This window comes from Mesorhizobium norvegicum (assembly GCF_004919685.1).
Classification (GTDB): domain Bacteria; phylum Pseudomonadota; class Alphaproteobacteria; order Rhizobiales; family Rhizobiaceae; genus Mesorhizobium; species Mesorhizobium norvegicum.
On sequence record NZ_SMYZ01000021.1, the window covers coordinates 234,389 to 250,061 of the forward strand.

Here is a 15,673-nt window from a genome sequence, read left to right on the forward strand (position 1 = left end):
ATCCAGGGGAACGTAGCTGTTCCCAACGCGCACGCCCAGCCCTGGGCGTGCGTCTCCGGACGGATCATGACACCATCATTGTCGCCAGTCGCAACCACCCGGAAAGAGGCCACCGGCCCGCTTTGAGGCTCACTTCGCCAGGAACGTCCCGATCCTGTCCAGCGCGCGCAAAATGTTCTCCTCGGAGTTGGCGTAGGAGAGCCTGATATAGCCTTCGCCGAGAATGCCGAAATCGGGGCCGCCGATTAGCGCCACGCCGGCCTCGTCAAGCAGGGCCGAAGCGAGCTTCTTTGCTTTCCAGCCGGTCTTCGACACGTTGGGGAAGGCATAGAACGCGCCCTTGGGCGTGATGCACGAAATGTTGGGCAAGGCATTCAGCCCCTCGACAACGATCTTCCGGCGGCGGTCGAAGGCGCGCATCATTTTGTCGACGTCGTCCTTCGGGCCGTCGATGGCCGCGATGCCGGCAAACTGGCTCGGCGCGTTGACGCAGGACCAGCAATTGACCGCCAGCTTGCGCACCTTGTCGTAGAGATGGGCACCCTTGTCGCCATTCGGCCAGATCGACCAGCCCATGCGCCAACCGGTCATCGCCCAGGTCTTCGACCAGCCGTTGAGCACGATCAACCGATCGCGGATCTCGGGAAAGCCGAGCAGCGAACAATGCGTCTCGCCGTCATAGGTCATGACGTCGTAGATCTCGTCTGAAAGGATGGCGACGTCGGGATGCTTCTCCAACCCCTTGACCAGTTTCTCGATCTCGGCGCGCGGCGTGACGCCGCCGGTCGGGTTGGCCGGCGAGTTGAGGATCAACAGCCTGGTCTTCGAGGTGATCAGCGCCAGCGTCTCCTCGGCCGAGAAGGCAAAGCCGTTCTCCTCGCGCATCGGCACCGGGATCGGGGCGGCGCCGGTGAACTCGATCATCGAGCGGTAGATGGGGAAGCCCGGATCGGGATAGAGGATCTCGGCGCCGGGCTCGCCGAACATCAGGATCGCGGCGAACATGGTCGGCTTGCCGCCGGGCAGGATCATCACAGCTTCGGGCGACACCTCGACGCCGGTGGTGGTCAGCGTGCGCCGCACCACCGCCTCGCGCGTCGCCAAAAGGCCGTTGGCCGGCGTGTAGCCGTGATGGCCGTCGCGCAGCGCCTTGATCGCCGCCTCCACGATGTGCTGCGGCGTCTTGAAGTCCGGCTGGCCGATGCCGAGATTGACGATGTCGCGGCCTTGGCTCGCAAGGGCCGTCGCGCGCGCCAGCACGGCAAAGGCGTTTTCCTCGCCGAGACGGTCGAAGGCCGAAATCGTGTGGAGCATTTTTCCCGTCCGTGTGGTTCTTGCTGTTGGGTCGCGTTTTTGTGAGCGTCCAACCGCAAATGTCAAACGGATTGGAGTCTTCGGTGTCGGAAAATCTTGCGGATTGGCAGCCACGCCCGCGTCCGGAACGCAAAGTCCTGGACGGACGTACTGTCCGCCTCGAGCCGTTGAGTGCTGAAAAGCACGGTGATGGCCTGTATGAAGCATCGGCTGTCGCCGATGGCGATACGCGGTTTCGCTGGCTTTTCGACACCGTGCCGGAGACTCGCGCCGATCTGCAACCATGGCTGGAAAAATCGGCCGCGAGTGAAGATCCGCTGTTCTTCGCTGTTGTCGACAAGGCCAGCGGCAAGATCGCAGGACGCCAGACGCTGATGCGCATCGATCCTGCCTATGGCGTCATCGAGATCGGCAACATCTATTGGGGACCGCTCATCTCGCGCAAGCCGGCGGCGACGGAAGCGCAGTTCCTGTTCATGAAGTACATCTTCGACGAACTTGGCTATCGCCGCTACGAATGGAAGTGCAACAACCGCAACGAGCCATCGAAGCGGGCGGCCGAACGGTTCGGCTTCAAGTTCGAGGGCATTTTCCGCCAGCATCTCATCGTCAAGGGTGAAAACCGCGATACGGCATGGTATTCGATCATCGACAAGGAGTGGCCGGCGCTGCGCAGTGCCTACGAGGCATGGCTCGACCCGGCCAATTTCGATGACGACGGCCAGCAGAAGCGACGGCTCGAGGATTTTCGCGCGCAGTTCGGGGCGTGAGATCAGGCGCGTAACGGGAGTTGCCATTGGCGCATACCCACGATCACAGCGGGCATGATCACGGCGCTGGCCATGTGCATGGCTCGACCGACAAGAAGCGCGTGCTGATCGCAGCCTGCCTGACCGGCGGCTTCATGGTTGCCGAGGCGCTTGGCGGCATCCTCACCGGATCGCTGGCGCTGCTGGCCGATGCCGGCCACATGCTCGCCGACTCGATCGCGCTCGGCCTTGCCTGGTATGCGTTTCATCTTGCCGGGCGACCGGCGACCGGTCGTCTCACCTACGGCTTCGGCCGGGTCAAGACGCTGGTGGCCTACACCAACGGCATTGCCATCTTCGTCATCGCACTGTGGATCGTCTACGAAGCCTGGGGGCGCCTGCAGGCGCCGGCGCCGGTGCTGGGCGGGCCGATGCTGGCGGTGGCGATCCTCGGCCTGCTGGTCAACATCGGCTCGTTCTTCGTGCTGCATGGCGGCGACCGTGAAAGCTTGAACATGCGCGGCGCCATCCTGCATGTGCTCGGCGACCTGCTCGGCTCGGCCGCGGCCATCGCAGCGGCGCTGGTCATCCTGGCGACCGGCTGGACGCCGATCGACCCGATCCTGTCGGTCCTGGTCTCGCTGCTTATCCTGTACACCGCGTGGTCGCTGATGCGTGAAGCCGCCCATGTCCTGCTCGAGGGCGTGCCGCCAAGCCTCGACCGCGATCTGATCGCCAGGGACATCGAGGCGACGGTCGTGGGGGTGCGCGAAGTGCATCATATGCATGTCTGGTCGCTCGACGGGACCAGCAACATGGCGACGCTGCATGCCTGCCTCGAGGAGAGCGTCGATGCCTATCAGGCGGTCAGCGCCGTCAAGAAGCGGCTTGCCAGCGAGCACGGCATCAGCCATGCCACCGTGGAATCGGAATTCGGACAGTGCGCCGACGACGGCGACGACCACGACGATCACGACCACGGGCACGAGCATGATGCGGCCGCGCATCACGACCACCATCACTAGGATCGATCGATTGATGTCGATTGGTCCTGCCTCAGGAGTTGCAAAACCTTGAAAATCAGCTTGATGAACACCCGCTGCCCTGGTGCGGCGTGATGGACCGCGACACCAGGAATGCTGTTATCGCTGCGGTGTGGATCATGCTTCTGTTCGGTATCGGCGCCTACTATCTGCCGACCGTGATGTTGGCCCTTGGTAGCCTCTCGACCGTGCTGGCCGGTCTTTTTGGCATCGTCTTCGTGCTGGCGTTTTTCTTGGTGTTCTGGCTGCGGGCCCGCAACCAGCGCAAAAATCAGGGCAAGTAGGCAAGGGATTTTCGACATGCGCATTCTGATCACTGGCGCCGCGGGCATGGTCGGCCGCAAGCTCATCGCCCGGCTGGCCAAGGACGGCACGCTGCGCGGCGGCAAGATCACCGCGCTCGACCTGCACGACATCGTGCCACCGCAGGCACCTAGCATGGACGGCGTCAGCGTCACCCTCCACACCGGGGATCTCGCCGAGGCGGGTGCCACTGAGCGCCTGGTCGCGTCGCGTCCCGATGTCGTCTTTCATCTCGCGGGCATCGTATCGGGCGAGGCGGAAGCCAATTTCGATCTCGGCTACCGCGTCAATCTCGACGGCACACGGGCGCTGTTCGATGCCATCCGGCTGGCGGGTTTTGCGCCGCGTGTCGTTTTCACTTCGTCGATCGCGGTGTTCGGTGCGCCGTTCCCGGATGTCATCCCTGATGAATTCCACCCGACGCCGCTGACCTCCTACGGCACGCAGAAGCAGATGAGCGAAGCCCTGCTGGCCGACTATTCCAGGCGCGGTTTCTTCGACGGCATCGGCATCCGGCTGCCGACCATCTGTGTGCGGCCGGGCAAGCCGAACAAGGCGGCGTCGGGCTTCTTCTCCGGCATCATCCGCGAGCCCTTGAGCGGCCACGAGGCGATCCTGCCGGTGCCGCGCTCGGTCGTGCACACGCACGCCAGCCCGCGCTCGGCAGTCAATTTCCTGATCCATGCGGCTCAGATCGACGGCGCCACCGTCGGGCCGCGCCGCAATCTGACGATGCCCGGCGTCGCCGTCACCGTCGGCGAGCAGATCGAGGCGCTGGGACGCATCGCCGGGCCAAAGGTGGTGAAACTGATCCGCGAGGAGCCGGACGCGACGATCTGGGCGATCGTCAAGGGCTGGCCGACGCGGTTCGAGGCAAGGCGCTCGAGGGAACTGGGCTTCAGTGCCGAAAAGAGTTTTGACGAGATCATCCGCGCGCATATCGAGGATGAGCTCGGCGGCAAGGTGTATTGATATTCAGGTGATGCCGGCCTGCGAACGGCTGATACCTGCGCTTCCGGTGCTCACGTACTTAAGTACGCTCCGCTCCGGTTCTCGGTATCAACCGTTCTCGGCACGGCCTGACCTGAATCTCAACACACCTTCGGGCGCTACTTATGGGTCAAACGCTGCCCGTTAGGCTGGCCGACAGCAGTAGCAATCCGAACAGGAAGACGAAGGCAGCGCCGCCGATCTCGACGATCGAATGGATGCGGTTGCCCATGCGGCCGTCGCCGGCGAAATACACCGCCCAGTTCTTGGCGGTCACCGCAAGTGTGGCCAGGGCCGAGACGGTGATCGCTGTGCCCAGCGACATCGCCAGCACCGACAGCAGGCCGCCGAGCCAGAGCCCGTTGAGAAGTGCGAAGCTGAGCACAATCAGCGCACCGGAGCAGGGGCGGATGCCGACCGCCGCCACCGCCGACCAGGCCGTGCGCCAGTCGAAGCGGTCGCCCGACAGCAGCGCCGGGTCCGGCGCGTGCGAGTGGCCGCAGGTGTCGCAGACCTCACCCGCCGCGTGATCGTGATGAGGATGGTCATGATGAGCATGATCGTGTGCCGCATGATCATGGTGGTGATGATCGTCATGGTCATGGGAGTGATCATGAGCCGCATGGTCGTGATGCGCGTGAAGCGCATGTGAATGGGCAAGCGCCGAATGGTCGTGAGCGGCGTGAGAATGACCGGCATGCGAGTGGCCACCATGCGAGTGGCCACCATGCGAGTGACCGGCATGAGCCGCCGACAGGCTGTAGGCGGGTCCTCTGCCAAACAGGCGCAGGATGGAAGGACCAAGCTTGCGCCACAGCAGCCAGGCGCCAAAGATGGTGACGAAGACATAGCTCATGATTTCCATGAACCAGGCCGCGTCGGTCATCGAGATGGTGGTGCCGCGCAGGACGAAATAGGCGAGCAGCATCACCGCGATCGCGGTCAGGCCCTGCAGCAGCGCCGAGACGAAGGACAGCAGGATACCGCGCCGCAGCGCCACCTCATTGGCAACCATGTAGGACGAGATCACCGCCTTGCCGTGGCCGGGGCCGGCGGCATGGAAAATGCCGTAAGCGAAGGACAGGCCGATGAGTATCCAGATTTTGCTGCCGTCCTGGCGCATCGCCTTCATCGCCGTTGCCAGCGCACGATAGAATTCCTGCTGCCTGAGATTGATCCACATCAGGACGTGGGCAAACGGGCCGGTGGTGGGCGCCATGCCGTCATTGACGCCGACGCCGAGCGAACTCTGGGCATGGGCGACGTTGGCAAAATGCATCATGACGACAGTGACGGCCAACAGGCCGAATGCCAAACGCAGGGACGGTTTCGTCACCGGGTTCATCCTTCTGGCTGACAGGTCAGTTCGAGCTTGGTGGCAAAGATCTTGCTCATGTCGGTGCCGGTCGGATCGTTGAAGAAGGCATCGGTGAGGGTCTTCTGGTTTTCCTTGATCGCCTCGTCCGGGTCCGGACGGATCACCTTGCTGGTGCAGTTCGACGGCAGGTCTTCAACCGTGATGTTGGAATCCTCGGTGAAGTCGATTGCCGTGTAGAATGTCGGGTCGTAGACGCCGATATCGATCTTGCCGTTGAGCTTGATCGGCACCTTCGGCTCGGATTCGAACAGGATGATCAACTGGTCGTTGTCGAAATTGGCCATCAAATGCGGCGGTGGCGTCATCGCCACATCCTTGCCGTCGACGGTGACGAGCTGGAAGTAATTGAACTCGGCCAGCGAAGCGTGGACGGTGTCGGCAACCTCCTTCAGTTCCTTGTCGTCGAGCTTCAGGTCGGAGTTCTTGTCGAACTCCATCATCACCGTCGAGGAAAACAGATCGTCGAAGCGCCAGAGATGACGCAGCGCTTTCACACTTTGGTGATCCGGGGAGAGGATCACGTCGAGGCGAGCCTCGGCGAAGACGTGCGGGTGCACAAAAGCTGGTCCCGTGGCGGCAAAGGTCGCCGCCAAGGCCGAAGCCAGCATGATTGCGTGCCGTTTCAGATGCATTTCGGTCGCGATTCCATGGGCCCCGGAGAGATGTCGAGAGTTACCAGAAAGGGGGCGAAATTGGGACCGCTGCTGGGTGTCGCCCAAAAGTGCGCAGCGGTTTTGGGACGACGACACGCACAACAAAAACTCAAAGCGCGTCGTGGCGCAACGCGCTTGACGGCTGAAACCGGCTAAGCGGCTTCACGCGTCTTGAACCACTGCACCAGGAAGTCGACGAAAACGCGGACCTTGGCCGGCAGATAGCGGCGGTGCGGGTAGACGGCGAAGATGCCACCGCCCGACAGGATGCGGTCATCCATCACCGACACCAGCTGGCCGCTCGCGAGGTCGGGCGCGGCAATGAAATCCGGCAGGACGGAAAACCCCAACCCGGCCACGGCCGCCGCACGCGCCGTCATCGGGCTGTTGACCTCGATCGGACCCGACACCGAAACGCTCACCGGATCGCCATTGTCGCCTTTGAACGGCCAGTTGTTCAGTCCGCGGCCATTGGTGTCGACGATGCAGGGCATGCGGTTGAGATCCTGCGGCCGTGTCGGCGTGCCATGCTTGGCGATCAGTTCGGGAGAGGCGCAGAGCTTTATCGAAAACGGCGCCAGCCGCCTGGCGATCAGCGACGAGTTCTCCAGCCGCGAGATGCGCACCGCAAGGTCGAAGCCTTCCTCGACCAAATCGACGAAGCGGTCGTCGAGCTGGATGTCGAGCACGATGTCGGGATGCTGCTTGGCGAAATCGATCAGCGACTGGCCGATCGGCGCGTCGGCGAAGGTGCGCGGCGCCGACAGCTTGATCCGGCCGCGCACGTCGCCGGAGGATTCACGCACGGCGTCGGCCAGGCTGTCGACCTCGCGCACGATCTCTGAGGCGCGCCGGTAATAGGTGTGGCCGGCCTCGGTCATCGAGAACTGGCGCGTGGTGCGGTTGAGCAGCAACGCGCCGAGCTCGTCTTCCAACTCGCGCACATATTTCGACAAAAGGGCCTTGGAGCGGCCGATCTTGCGCGCCGCCGCCGAAAAGCCCTCGGCCTCGACCACGTCGATGAAGGCACGCATGCGGGTCAGTGTGTCCATGGTCAGGCCTTTCGTGCCGCGTCGAGAAGTTTCCGGCCGAGCCGTATCAGGGCAATGTCGCTGCCGGAAGGCCCAAGCAGCGACAGGCCGAACGGAGCGCCGGCGACCGAGCCGATGGGCAAGGTGATTTGCGGAAAGCCGGACAGGCCGGCGAGACACAGAAGTTGGAGCGCCCGTTCACGATAGGCCTGGAATTGCTCGGACGTGCTGTCGACGTAAGGTGCCGGGCCCGGCACCGTCGGCAAGACAAGGAAGCCGTCCTTGCCGAGCAGGGCGCTCAGTTCGCCGCGAAAGGTCAGCCGGCGCACCTTTTCGGCCTGGGCCGTCTTGTCGTCGACGGCACGGCCGAAGCCGAAGCGCTCTTCAACGCCGGGGCCAAGATCTCGCTCGCCGCTGGTGATCCATTCGCCATGCACCGCCCAGGCCTCCCTGGCCTGCAGCCGGCGAAAGCACCAGTAGAGTTCATCCGCAGATGAGGTGAAGCGGATTGCCGGCGTCGCCGGCGCGCCGAAGACCGCGCTCGCCAGCGCCTTCATTCCTGCATATTCGGCAATCGCCGGGCGGGCGACCATGCCATCCAGCCAGCCCAGCGCCAGCGGCCGGTCCAGTGTGTGCTGGTGCGGGTCGCGGCCGAGCAGTAGCTTGCCGACGGTCTCGTAGGTCTCGATATCGTCGGCGAACCAGCCGAACGTGTCGAAGCTCGGCGCCAGCTTCATCGTACCATCGAGCGAAATGCGGCCATGGGTGGTGCGCAGCCCGATCAATCCGCAAAAGCTCGCCGGCGCGCGGATCGAGCCGCCGGTGTCGGAGCCGGTGGCGATGTCGGCCAGCCTGCCCGCCACCGCCGCCGCCGACCCCGATGACGAGCCGCCGGTGACGCGGTCGGGCGCTGCCGGGTTCACCGGAAACGAGAAATGCGCATTCTGGCCGAACAGCGCGAAGGCAAGCTCGTCGGTCTGCGTCTTGCCGACGAAGCGCGCGCCGGCATCGAGAATCATCTGCACGGCCGGTGCGGTGCGCGAGGCGGCGTGGCTTTCGGCTAACTTCCTGGAATTGCCGCAACCGGTGCGGTAGCCGGCGACGTCGTAGATGTCCTTGACGGCCAACCGCAGGCCGGCCAGCGGGCCGAGCTCGGCATGTGCCACCGGCATCTGGCGAAGATCGAGAAAGGCATTGAGAGGGCCGTGCGTGCCTGTCATCGTTCGATATCCGGATACGGTTGCCGCAACATCGTTCGATGCCAGAAATTTTACAACCTGGGATACGATTTTTATTGATTGTGACGGCCAGCAGCCATATATCGCGCTTGCCCAAAGTCGCACGTGCCTGTGGGTGTCCGCCGATCCTCGAATGGTGAGGGAAATCGGTAAGGTAACTGGAGCCAACCCCTCCAGTCGGTCTAGCGGCCAACCGCCAGCCCGAGGACACCTTGAAGCAACGACGGTGCGGGCCTTTCTGGTGTTCTGCCGGTTGTCCAAAAACCGGGGTTACTGAAGAGGCACACCTTCATTGCCGGCAGTGCGGACGGGTCTCCCATCCAAGCCAAGGCAGACAAAGCGAACCGAGGCCGGGCAAGGCCAAGGTTCACCGCCGCGAGACGGCGCTTCATGGTTCCGGGGTCTCCACCGGCTGGTTCCATGGATTTCCGTCCCGCCTTTGTCCACCGCGTGTTCGCGAGGCTGACAGCCCGCGTCCCGCAGCCTTATTGCGCGCCGAAAGGCGCTGATGGAGAGACCCCGATGGCCACCCAGCGCATCCTTGACTTCCTCGCCACCCGACGTCCGTCCGGCCCCTGCCTCGTCGTCGACCTCGATGTCGTGCGCGACAATTTCCGCGCCTTCGAGAAGGCGCTGCCCGATTCCAAGATCTACTACGCGGTGAAAGCAAACCCGGCGCCGGAAATCCTGCGCCTGCTTGCTGCGATGGGCTCGTCCTTCGACACCGCTTCCGTTGCCGAAGTCGAGATGGCGATGGACGCCGGTGCGCCGGCGGACCGCATCTCCTTCGGCAACACCATCAAGAAGGAGCGTGACATCGCACGCGCCTACCAGCTCGGCATCCGGCTGTTCGCGGTCGACTGCGTCGAAGAGGTCGAGAAGATCGCCCGTGTCGCTCCAGGCTCCCGCGTGTTCTGCCGCGTACTGACCGATGGCGAGGGCGCCGAATGGCCGCTGTCGCGCAAGTTCGGCTGCGTGCCGGCGATGGCCGTCGACGTGCTGCGCCACGCCAAGGGGCTCGGCCTCGACGCCTATGGCGTGTCGTTCCATGTCGGCTCGCAGCAGACCGACCTGACCGCCTGGGACCGTGCGCTGGCCGACGCCAAGGTGGTGTTCGCGACGCTCGCCGAGGAAGGCATAGTCTTGAAGATGGTCAATATGGGCGGTGGTTTCCCGACGCGCTATCTGCGTGACGTGCCGGCCGCCCAGGCCTATGGCCAGGCGATCTTCTCGGCGCTGCGCAAGCATTTCGGCAATGCGCTTCCCGAAACCATCATCGAGCCGGGCCGTGGCATGGTCGGCAATGCCGGCGTTATCAAGTCGGAAGTCGTGCTGATCTCCAAGAAGGCAGCCAACGACAATGTGCGCTGGGTGTTCCTCGACATCGGCAAGTTCGGCGGTCTGGCCGAGACGATGGACGAGGCGATCCGCTACCCGATCGTCACCGCGCATGACGGCACGGAGACCGCGCCCTGCGTGCTCGCTGGCCCGACCTGCGATTCGGCCGACGTGATGTACGAGAAGACGCCCTATCCGCTGCCCTTGTCGCTGACGATCGGTGACGAGGTGCTGATCGAAGGCACCGGCGCCTACACGACCACCTACTCGGCGGTCGCCTTCAACGGCTTCGAGCCTCTCCGATCCTACGTGATCTGACGGTTCGAAAGAACCGATCAGATCATCCGGCGCGGGCGAGCAAATCGCCCGCCTGGGCTCGCCTGTGGAACAATCTCCGCTCGCCAGGGATCACGGAAATGGACATTGCAAATTTCATTGTTGACGGCGCTGCGCGCGCAATCTCCCCGCTTGAGGGGGAGAGCGCCATTGCCGTTGTTGCCGAAACTGCGACCGACATTGCCGCGCGTGAAGCGCTGTTGGACGAGGCCATGGGGCCGAAGCGGCGGAAAAAGTCGTCGGAGAAGCTGCGGCGCGGCCGCCGGCCCTCGGAAGGCCTGGCCTTCGTTGCCCGCGATGCTTCGGGCGGCGTGGCCGGCACGGTGCGGCTGTGGGATGTCACGCTGGGCGAGGGCGGCAAGGCCGCGCTGCTGCTTGGTCCGCTCGCCGTCGATCCGTCGCTCAAGAATGCTGGCATCGGCTCGGCGCTGATGCGCCGTGCCATCGCCGAGGCGGCGCGCCTTGGCCACGCGGCGATCCTGCTGGTCGGCGATGCGCCCTTTTATGGACGCTTCGGCTTCTCGGCCTCCAGGACCGGTTCGCTTGCCATGCCGGGACCCTATGAGCGGCACCGCCTGTTGGCGCTGGAACTGGTGGACGGTGCGCTTGACGGCGTGCACGGCACGCTGAAGGCTGCCGGCCGCAAGCTGAAGGCGCAGGAATTGACATCGGCGGCTTGAGACTCGAAGCCGCCGGCAGCTCATGCATAAACGCCGCCCGAAAAGGCGGCGTTTTTTTCGCGATTGGTGGGCGCCGCCTTGGGCGGCTGCCTGCTTTCAGCCGATCAGCTGGTTGAGCGCCATGGCGACGGTCATGTCGCCTTCGACTTTTATCTTGCCGGTCATGAACGCCATGGTCGGGTTCAGGTCGCCAGCGATCAGCGAATCCAGATCGTCGAGCGAGAGCTTGATGGTGCAGTCGGCGGGTGCATCTGATGTCGAGACGGTCGCGCCGTCGATGACGATGACGCCGTCGCTGCCGGTGTCGAATTTCACGGAACGATCGAACCCGCTGCTTGCCACGCGCGACTTGATCTTCTCGGCAATCTCCTGAACGCTCACGCTGTTCTCCTTGTCTGGTTGCATCTGTCTCGCAACGGCGCTTCGATCCAGCCGAAGCCCATGCCGCGGTTTCGCGATCACGGTCGCTGCCGCATATAGCTTTGGGTTGACGTTTACGTCAACGCGGATTCCGGCGGCTGGTTCCTGCCGTCACGGCAGGTGAGGCCCGATGGGATTGGGGCCTATGAGCAGGGCAACTCAGTGTTCCTTGAACGCCTTGGTCATTTCGCTCGCCGTCTCGCTTTTCTTGCGGCGCAGCCAGTTGTCGCGGATTTCGTCCTTTGACAGGAAATTGACCTGATCGATCAGAACCTCATGCACCAAGGGGGCGCCGACACGCGCGTTGACGGTATCGCGGATCGCGGCACGGAAGGCATCGAGATCGATCGTCACCTTATTGGTGAAGTCGATCTGCGGATTGGAATACAGGTAGGAATAGACTTGGTCGGTGATCAGCGCTTCCGCCGGAATCGACAGCTTCTTTATCTGCTCGGGTTCGACCGTGTAGACGAGCTTGGTCAGGAAATAGCCACCGATCTGGGAATCGCGGATCAGCGGCACCGAAATGATGTCGGTCTTGACGTAGTCGAGCCCGCCCAGCATCGGCTTCGGCTTTTCGCCGACACCGCGCTCGCCGGCAGCCTGGAACGAATAGAACACGGCGCCCAGTGTGGCAGCACAGATCCAGACGGCGATGGCGATGACCTTGATCATCAGACCCTGCCATCCCCTTGGTCATTCCCTTGCAATGGCAATGTGGCACTGCCCTCAAGCCTGGGCAGGATCGCCGATCTATCCCTGGTGTTCGGCATCATGCCTTGATCCAGCCGAACTCGCCGGCGGAATAGGTGCCGTCGGTTTCCGCACGCTGGATGGCGTGCCGCAGCAGGCTGGCGACTTCGTTGACCGCGCTGAGGTGCGCTAGGATCGCCGCCTCGTTCTTCGCCAGCTTCTGGCGCAGCCGGGTCAGGCCCTCGCGGTGCTGTTCGAGGAATTCGGCTTCGCTGCCGCCCTTCATGGCGCGGGTCAGCTCGTAGAGGTAGCGGCTCTTGCGGGCGTTCGACGCCTTGAGATCGTAGTTGGTGGCGTTGCGGATGCCGGCCGTCTCTTCCTCGACCACTTCCTCGATGCGGCCGATGATGGCGGCGAGGTTGCCAGGCCGCGCGAACGGGATCGGCGCTTCCGACGCGGTCGTGCGGGCTGGCAGGTTGGGGGTGAATTCCGAAAAGTCGGCCATGAAAATCCCGGTCTGGTTAGATTGAAACTCGGATACGCACTATCTCAGTGTTTGAGCAGGTCTTTTCCCCAGACCGGTTCCCGGCTTGGGGCATGCCCTAGATCTTGATGTCTGTCTTGATGGTGGTCTCGTCACCGGTGATCGACCGCGCCGCCCTGCGCTGAAATTCATGCACCAACGAGGTCGACAGGCTGTTCTGTTGATCGATCTCGGTCTTTTCCGGCCCGCCCGAAACCGGACCGACCGGCACGACGCGCTTGCCTTCGATATAGTGATCGGCAAGCATCGACTTGGCGATGCCGATGCCGCCGCGTTCGGCCATGACGTCGGCCACCCGCTCGGCAAGTTGCGATTTCCACATGTCGCCAGCCAGGCCCTTGCCATAGACGCCTTCGGTGTCCTTGGGCAGCATGTTCTGGATGAAGGTCTGCAGCACCATCGCCTCGAACTTCTTGAACTTCTTGGCGGGATCGGTTGAGGCGGCAGCCTTGTCGGCGGTGGCGCGCGACAGGATCGAGCCGGCATCGACCGAAGCGGCGCTGTCGACCGAAAATGTGCCCGCGGCACCGCCAGCCCGCTTTGTCAGCGCGGCACGGGCGGCCTCGATGTCCGTCGGGTCGACGGCTCGGGCCACATCCATAACGATGTCGCTGGGTGGAGAAATCGCCAAGAACGTCCGCCTTTTGTCGGGTTTCCTTAGCCAGACCATGCCTCAACAAGCTTGTGGCAGGCTTGCCAAGAGGCCGGCCTGATCTGGTTTCTCCGGATCCCGGTCGCGTAGCCAGGTTCCACTAGGAAGCAGGAAGGCCAGCCCTCGACAGCATTTCAAGGAATCTCGCGTGGTGATGATCCTTCACATAGCGAGGCACAAAGCCGGGGCAGACATTACCCAGGTTGAGATGCGGAAGTTGTGACAGGCAATGATGGATGGCCCGCGAGGCCTCTTCGTTGTTCCCGGTTGCCGACGCGGCCGCGGCCCAATAAAGGGCGCCGCGAACGAATCCCGGCTTTGTCCTGACAACCCTGCGGGCGACTTCGAGCGCCCGCCGATCGTCTCCGTCGGCGAACAGTGCAACAACGAGGCCATGGTGACGCCAGAAGTCGATAACGTCATGCGTTCCGAGCCGGATTGCCTCATTGGCCTCACGCACTGCTTCGCTGACCTGTCCGCGCAACGCAAAGAGCATCGAAATGTCGCCGTGGCCGGTCGGATAGCTTGGGTTAAGGCCGATTGCATGCTGGCATTCGGCGATCGCCTCGTCGATGCGGCCGCAACTTTCGAGAGCGAACGACAGGATGCAGCGGGCAATTTCGTCGTCAGGCACTGCCCGTACCGCTGCTTCCGCAAGCTCGACCGCACGCTCGATCTGCCCCGGCTCCCGGGGGAGCGCGCCAAACGCCACGCCCATGGAAATCATGATCGAGAGCGTCCGCTTCGCACGAGCGTTGTCGGGACCTATCGAGACAGCCTTCTCGGCAAGCTCTATCCCGACCAACAGCGAGTCCCGGGTCATCTCAAAATACTTCATGAGAGCTTCGTTCACCAACCTGCGCACTTCAGGGGGACCAGGCGGGCTCTTGTCGCGGACTTTCCAGTTGGTCAGTTGAAGGTCGAGGATCACTGCCAGGACAACAGCCTGTGCGATCCTGTCCTGGAATTCCAGCGCGTTCTCGGAGTGGCCGTCGAACTTCTGGGCCCAGACGTTGTGGCCGCCGGCTGCATCGACAAGCTGGATGTTCACCCTCAGCCCATTGCCGGATCTCTGGACGCTGCCGCTGAGCACATATCGCGCCCGGAGCATTCCCGGGATTTTGGTTTCTTCGGCAGGGTCGTTCTTCTCCACGTGTGGAAGCGCAGAGAGCACGACATAATCGGCCACCCCGGAGAGGGCCGTGGTGATGTCCTGGACGAGCCCCTTGGCGAAAAAGTCGTCGCCTTGCTTTCCGGTCAGATTGATGAAGTCGGCAACGCTGATCGATGGACGCCCGAGGCGCTGGCTGGCTGGAACAGCATTTGCCGACTGCACATTTGACGCCGTATCGGCGGCAGACAGCACGGATTGCCAAAGCGCTCGCGTCTGCGGGCCGACGTCGACGCCGAACTCCTTCTTCAGCATGCTTCTGCAAGCCTCGTATGTCCTGATCGCCCTGTCGCGTTGGCCACATGCGAGGAGCAATTCCATCTTGAGCCGATAGGCTTCTTCCCGCGTCGGTTCCATGGCCAGAACACGATCGACCAGGATGACCCCGGCTTCCGCGTCGACGAGGCGGGCCAACTTTTCGAAGGCCTCAAGTGCGCGGCTCAGCAGTCTGTCGCGTTCCGACGCGGCCCAATCATCGAAAGCGTTGCTCCCCAGATAAACCCCGTCAAGAAACGGTCCGGTGTAGTGCGCCAGAGCCGTCTCGAGTTCCGGCGCGGAACGGGCGGAGAGCCCGGATTCAAACTCCTCGACGTCTACTCGAACCGCATCCGGCTTGAGGCTGATCAACTCCCTCTGGGAATGGATGATATCCACACCAGCCCGTGATAGATCCCGGCGTAGAACGCTGAGGGTTTGCCGCAGGCTATTGCGCGAGTGTTCGCTGTCGCTATCGCCCCATAGCAGATCAGCCAGCCTTTCTCTTGTCGCCGCCATGCCCGGACACCGGGCCAGATAGGCAATGATCGCGGGGCCCCGCTTCCCGGTCAGCCAGAGTGGACCGACAGTTTCCTTGTCAATCCGGAAGCCGCCGAAGAGTGAGATTTTACTTGTGGCGACGCTGTCCTCACGTTGCATTTGCTTAACAGCTTCCCAGCCTGACGAAATCCTAACTCAAAACTAACGCTTCGCAACCGGTAGAGCCACGCGCTCAAGCGCTACTGTGACGGCAGATCAATTAAGGCATCGCTTAAGTAGGGGCAACTGAGCAAAACACCGGTTGTAGCGGATCGAACCGGGCGCCCTGAAGTGGTTGGAGCCATCGCAAGCCCGCGACAGGCTTTGGTCCGAGGGATGCGGTGG

At 63.1% G+C, this 15,673-nt stretch carries 16 protein-coding genes; 6 read left to right on the forward strand and 10 right to left on the reverse strand.

Translation table 11 applies throughout. The features are described 5' to 3' along the window. Positions 1-129 precede the first annotated feature (129 nt). A complete protein-coding gene (locus tag FCU66_RS09005; RefSeq protein ID WP_136616739.1) occupies positions 130-1,314 on the reverse strand; it encodes a pyridoxal phosphate-dependent aminotransferase in 1,185 nt (394 codons plus the stop codon). An 83-nt stretch (positions 1,315-1,397) separates the two neighbouring features. Here FCU66_RS09005 and FCU66_RS09010 point away from each other — a divergent pair, with 83 nt between their 5' ends. The 4 genes from FCU66_RS09010 (at position 1,398) to denD (ending at position 4,381) form a co-directional block, all read left to right on the forward strand. Continuing rightward, a complete protein-coding gene (locus FCU66_RS09010; RefSeq protein ID WP_136616740.1) occupies positions 1,398-2,084 on the forward strand; it encodes a GNAT family N-acetyltransferase in 687 nt (228 codons plus the stop codon). A gap of 26 nt (positions 2,085-2,110) precedes the next feature. Further along, positions 2,111-3,088: a cation diffusion facilitator family transporter gene (locus tag FCU66_RS09015; protein ID WP_136616741.1), complete on the forward strand. Its 978-nt coding sequence runs from the start codon at positions 2,111-2,113 to the stop codon at positions 3,086-3,088. A gap of 89 nt (positions 3,089-3,177) precedes the next feature. Continuing rightward, the gene (locus tag FCU66_RS09020) at positions 3,178-3,390 is read left to right on the forward strand and encodes a hypothetical protein (protein ID WP_136616829.1); all 213 of its coding nucleotides are present in this window, start codon (positions 3,178-3,180) and stop codon (positions 3,388-3,390) included. Positions 3,391-3,406: 16 nt separating this feature from the next. Continuing rightward, a complete protein-coding gene (gene denD / locus FCU66_RS09025; RefSeq protein WP_136616742.1) occupies positions 3,407-4,381 on the forward strand; it encodes a D-erythronate dehydrogenase in 975 nt (324 codons plus the stop codon). 148 nt (positions 4,382-4,529) lie between these two features. On the opposite strand, the gene FCU66_RS09030 is transcribed toward denD, so the two are convergent. The 4 genes from FCU66_RS09030 to FCU66_RS09045 form a co-directional block, all read right to left on the reverse strand. Next, positions 4,530-5,744, reverse strand: coding sequence for a nickel/cobalt transporter (locus FCU66_RS09030; protein WP_136616743.1), 1,215 nt, complete (start codon positions 5,742-5,744; stop codon positions 4,530-4,532). After that, positions 5,741-6,409, reverse strand: a complete 669-nt coding sequence (locus FCU66_RS09035) for a DUF1007 family protein (protein ID WP_136616744.1) — start codon at positions 6,407-6,409, stop codon at positions 5,741-5,743. Before FCU66_RS09035 ends, FCU66_RS09030 begins: the two co-directional genes overlap by 4 nt. Before the next feature lie 173 nt (positions 6,410-6,582). Continuing rightward, positions 6,583-7,482, reverse strand: coding sequence for a LysR family transcriptional regulator (locus FCU66_RS09040; protein WP_136616745.1), 900 nt, complete (start codon positions 7,480-7,482; stop codon positions 6,583-6,585). Positions 7,483-7,484: 2 nt separating this feature from the next. Continuing rightward, positions 7,485-8,681 carry an amidase gene (locus FCU66_RS09045; RefSeq protein ID WP_136616746.1) on the reverse strand — a complete coding sequence of 399 codons (1,197 nt, stop codon included), beginning with the start codon at positions 8,679-8,681 and terminating at the stop codon, positions 7,485-7,487. A 540-nt stretch (positions 8,682-9,221) separates the two neighbouring features. On the opposite strand from FCU66_RS09045, the gene odc2 reads away from it, so the two are divergent. Together odc2 and FCU66_RS09055 are read left to right on the forward strand one after the other, a co-directional pair. Continuing rightward, entirely contained in the window at positions 9,222-10,355 is a 1,134-nt protein-coding gene (gene odc2, locus FCU66_RS09050; RefSeq protein ID WP_136616747.1) for an ornithine/lysine decarboxylase, read from the forward strand. Positions 10,356-10,453: 98 nt separating this feature from the next. Beyond that, on the forward strand, positions 10,454-11,053 hold the full coding sequence (locus tag FCU66_RS09055) for a GNAT family N-acetyltransferase (RefSeq protein WP_246093836.1): 600 nt from the start codon (positions 10,454-10,456) through the stop codon (positions 11,051-11,053). 96 nt (positions 11,054-11,149) lie between these two features. On the opposite strand, the gene FCU66_RS09060 is transcribed toward FCU66_RS09055, so the two are convergent. From FCU66_RS09060 to FCU66_RS09080, 5 genes are all read right to left on the reverse strand, one after another. Next, complete coding sequence (locus FCU66_RS09060; RefSeq protein WP_136616748.1) at positions 11,150-11,434, reverse strand: SCP2 sterol-binding domain-containing protein; 285 nt, start codon at positions 11,432-11,434, stop codon at positions 11,150-11,152. 198 nt (positions 11,435-11,632) lie between these two features. Continuing rightward, a complete protein-coding gene (locus tag FCU66_RS09065; RefSeq protein ID WP_136616749.1) occupies positions 11,633-12,148 on the reverse strand; it encodes a hypothetical protein in 516 nt (171 codons plus the stop codon). 97 nt (positions 12,149-12,245) lie between these two features. Then, a complete protein-coding gene (locus FCU66_RS09070) occupies positions 12,246-12,671 on the reverse strand; it encodes a hypothetical protein (protein WP_136616750.1) in 426 nt (141 codons plus the stop codon). A 97-nt stretch (positions 12,672-12,768) separates the two neighbouring features. Next, positions 12,769-13,380 carry a rod-binding protein gene (locus tag FCU66_RS09075; protein WP_168991767.1) on the reverse strand — a complete coding sequence of 204 codons (612 nt, stop codon included), beginning with the start codon at positions 13,378-13,380 and terminating at the stop codon, positions 12,769-12,771. 82 nt (positions 13,381-13,462) lie between these two features. Next, positions 13,463-15,448 (reverse strand): BTAD domain-containing putative transcriptional regulator, encoded by a 1,986-nt coding sequence (locus tag FCU66_RS09080; protein WP_136616751.1) that lies wholly within the window; start codon positions 15,446-15,448, stop codon positions 13,463-13,465. Between the last annotated feature and the right edge of the window lie 225 nt (positions 15,449-15,673).